Source organism: Allorhizocola rhizosphaerae, from assembly GCF_003426775.1.
Taxonomy (GTDB): domain Bacteria; phylum Actinomycetota; class Actinomycetes; order Mycobacteriales; family Micromonosporaceae; genus Allorhizocola; species Allorhizocola rhizosphaerae.
The window spans coordinates 1-3,317 of the sequence record NZ_QJUG01000409.1; the positions used below are offsets into that span (position 1 = coordinate 1).

Here is a 3,317-nt window from a genome sequence, read left to right on the forward strand (position 1 = left end):
CGCGCCCAACTGGGCCAGCCGCTTGCCGAGCTTGGGCGGACCCGCGATGAGATACGCCAGCCCAAACGCGGGCAGTACGAGAAACGCCTGCAGCATCTTGGCCAGGAATCCGAGCCCGACCACCGCACCCGCCAGCACCAGCCACCGCGTCTGTCCGGTCTGGAGCGCTCTCGTGACCCCGTATGCCCCGACCGTCAACGCCAGCACGAGCAGCGCGTCCGGGTTGTTGAACCGGAACATCAGCACCGCGACGGGCGTGAGCGCGAGCACGGCTCCCGCAATCAGCCCCGCTGTCATGCTTTCGGTCCACCGGCGCACCGCCGCGTAGAGCACACCCACCGACGCGACCCCGCACAACGCCTGCGGCAGGAGGATCGCGAACGAACTGAGGCCGAATATCCGTACCGACAAACCCATAAGCCACAACGAGGCCGGCGTCTTGTCAACGGTGATGAAATTGGCCGAGTCGAACGAGCCGAACAGGAACGCCTTCCAGCTCTGCGACGCCGCCTGTGCCGCCGCCGAGTAGTACGGATTGGCCCAGCCCGATTCGCTCAGGCCCACCAGATAGAGCCCGGCCGTCGCGCTCAGAAGCAGCGCAAGCGGAAGATGCCGCAGCAGTCGTTTTCCAGGGTGTCCCTCCGCTGCGCTCCGGTGCGCATGCCGGTCGATTCCCTCGGGCAAGTCCTCGCTCATGCGAGCGACACTTTCGTGCCCGCCTATGCGATGTGTCAGGGCCCGCTGTGAATCACCTGTGAACCTGCATGTCGGCCAGATGGGCGTGCGCTTGCACCACCCGGGCGTTGGCCTCGTCGGACCGGTACACCCACTCCCGGGCCGCGTCCTCGTCCAGGCCCTTGGCCAGCTGCCGTTCGATCAGCCCGGTCACCCGCAGGTCCGGGTCGGCATCAATGTGGACGGTCAGGTCCAGCAGCTCCCGGGCCTTGGGCCAAACCAGCAGATAGTTTCCCTCGGTCACCACGAGCTCGCACGCCCGCGGCACCGGGATCGATCCGGCGATCGGCTCGTTCATCACGTGGTCGAACGACGGCGCATAGACCACGTCCTCCTCACGCGCCCGCAATCGCCGCAGCAGCGCCACATATCCCGACTCGTCGAACGTCTGTGGCGCGCCCTTCACCCGTGCGAGCCCCAGACTTCTCAAGACGTCGTTGGAAAGATGAAAACCATCCATCGGTACCGCGCAAGCGCCCGCCAGCGCGTCGCAGATCCGCTGCGCCAGCGTCGACTTGCCCGCGCCCGGGGCACCGGCTATGCCCACGATCATGCGCCGGCCCGGCACCCGCCTGCGCACGATCTCGTCATGCACGCTCGAAAACAAGGCGACCCCCAACGTATGTCTGAGCGACCTGCGTCAGCCGGATCTCGTCGTCCGGCCCAGCGAACGGGTCCCGGTCGAGCACGGCCAGATCGGCCAGCATGCCCGGCGCGATAATCCCGGTGTCGCGCCAACCGTTGGCCCGCGCCGATCCCTCGGTGTATGCGGTCAGCGCGGTGGCCAGGTCGAGCCGCTGCTCGGGGAGCAGCACCCGTCCGCCCGCGTAGGACCGGTTCACCGCCACGTGGATCGCCTGCCACGGGTCGGCCGTGCTCACGGGCCAGTCGCTGCCCGCGGCCAGCGGGGCTCCCGTGCGCGCGAGGTCGCCGAACGGATACAGCCAGCGGGCCCGTTCCTCGCCAAGGAACGGCAGCGCAAGCTCGTCGAGCTGGGGTTCGTGATGCGCCCACAGCGCCTGAATGTTGGCCGTCACGCCCAACTTCGCGAATCTCGGCACATCATCGGGACGCACGACCTGCAAGTGTGCGATCTGCGCCGACACGCCGCTCGGGCAACGCTCGACCGCATCGAGCGCAGCGCGAACCGCCGCATCACCGATCGCATGAAAGTGCACGCCAAACCCGTTGTGCGCCAATGCTTCCACATAGGACGGGAGTTCGGCGAAGTCTACAAACGACAGTCCGCTCCCGCGCCCGCAGAGGTACGGTGAGCTCATCGCGGCCGTGAAGTTCTCGCATACCCCGTCCAGCATGATCTTCACCATGGGCGTGGAGAACGTGCCCACCGATGCGCGCCGCGCGACCAGCGACTCGATTTGCGAAGCGCCCAGCGCGCGATCCCACCAGAGCGCGCCGCACACCCGCGCCGTGAGCTCGCCCGACGCCGCCAAGGCTCGATAAGCCGGGCTGGCGTCCTCGTATCCGCCATACGCGCCGAGGATCGCGTCCTGCCACCCGGCCACCCCGAGCGCGTGCATGTGCGCCTGCCCGGCCCGCAGACCCGCCTCGTATTCGGCCGCCGTCGACCCGGGCAGGTGCCGCGTGACCAGCGTCACGGCGCCCTCGTGCAGGGTGCCGGTCGGTGTGCCGTCCGGATCGCGCTCGATCCTGCCGTCCACCGGATCGGGCGTCGAGGCGTCGATCCCCGCGATCGCCAGCGCGGCCGAGTTGACCCAGGCGCCATGGTGATCGCCGTTGTGCAGCAGGGCCGGCCGGTCCGGGCACGCCTCGTCAAGTTGCGCGGCTTTCGGGGTACCCCCCGGAAAAACAGACATGGACCAGCCGGCACCGGTCAGCCAGGCGCCTTCCGGCAGTCCCCGGGCATATCGGACAATGGCGTCGCGGTAGGCGGGCAGGTCCGGCAGCCCGGAAAGGTTGCACCGCAACGATTCCAGCCCACCCCACACCGGGTGCGCATGGGCGTCGTGAAACGCGGGAATCAGCAGCCGGTGCCCCAGCTCGACAACACGCGTGCGCGGCCCGATCAGGACCGCGATGTCCCCGACCTCGGCGATGCGCTCGCCCTTCACGGCCACCGACACGTCCCGGACCGCGCCCCGCACAAGGGCACGACCACCCACGAAAGCAAGATCTGCGTACACCGTGGGATACGGTAATACACCATGTCCCCACTGACCCCCGGCGCGAGACTGCACGACCGCTACCTGCTTGAACGACGGATCGGCGCGGGCGGCATGGCGCAGGTGTGGCTCGCCCACGACAGCGTGCTGGGCCGGCAGGTGGCGGTCAAGACGCTGATCGGCGAGGCCGCCGCCGACCCGGGGCTGCGCGCGGGGGCCAGGCGCGAGGCGCAGGCCGCGGCGAAGCTCACCCACCCCAACATCACGGCCGTGCACGACTACGGCGAGCACGAGAGCACGCCCTACATCGTGATGGAGCTGCTGCACGGCGAGACGCTGGCCGACCGGCTGGCCCGTGGGCCGCTGAGCTGGCCGCAGGCCGCCGCGATCGGCGGGCAGGTGGCCGGGGCGCTGGCCGCCGCGCACGCGCAGGGTGTG

4 protein-coding genes are annotated in these 3,317 nt (G+C 69.3%); 1 reads left to right on the plus strand and 3 read right to left on the minus strand.

Going from position 1 to position 3,317, the window contains the following annotated elements; all coding sequences use genetic code 11:
- The 3 genes from DM816_RS41045 to DM816_RS41055 form a co-directional block, all read right to left on the minus strand.
- Positions 1–696 (minus strand): glycosyltransferase family 39 protein (locus DM816_RS41045; RefSeq protein WP_117215833.1); only part of this gene is annotated, 696 nt, incomplete at its 3' end.
- Between the two features lie 52 nt (positions 697–748).
- A complete protein-coding gene (locus DM816_RS41050) occupies positions 749–1,330 on the minus strand; it encodes a nucleoside/nucleotide kinase family protein (RefSeq protein ID WP_246002733.1) in 582 nt (193 codons plus the stop codon).
- Entirely contained in the window at positions 1,323–2,900 is a 1,578-nt protein-coding gene (locus tag DM816_RS41055) for an amidohydrolase (RefSeq protein WP_117215832.1), read from the minus strand. Before DM816_RS41055 ends, DM816_RS41050 begins: the two co-directional genes overlap by 8 nt.
- 21 nt (positions 2,901–2,921) lie before the next feature.
- Between DM816_RS41055 and DM816_RS41060 the strand changes: the two genes are divergently transcribed.
- A partial coding sequence (locus DM816_RS41060) for a serine/threonine-protein kinase (RefSeq protein ID WP_162908390.1) occupies positions 2,922–3,317 on the plus strand: 396 nt, incomplete at its 3' end.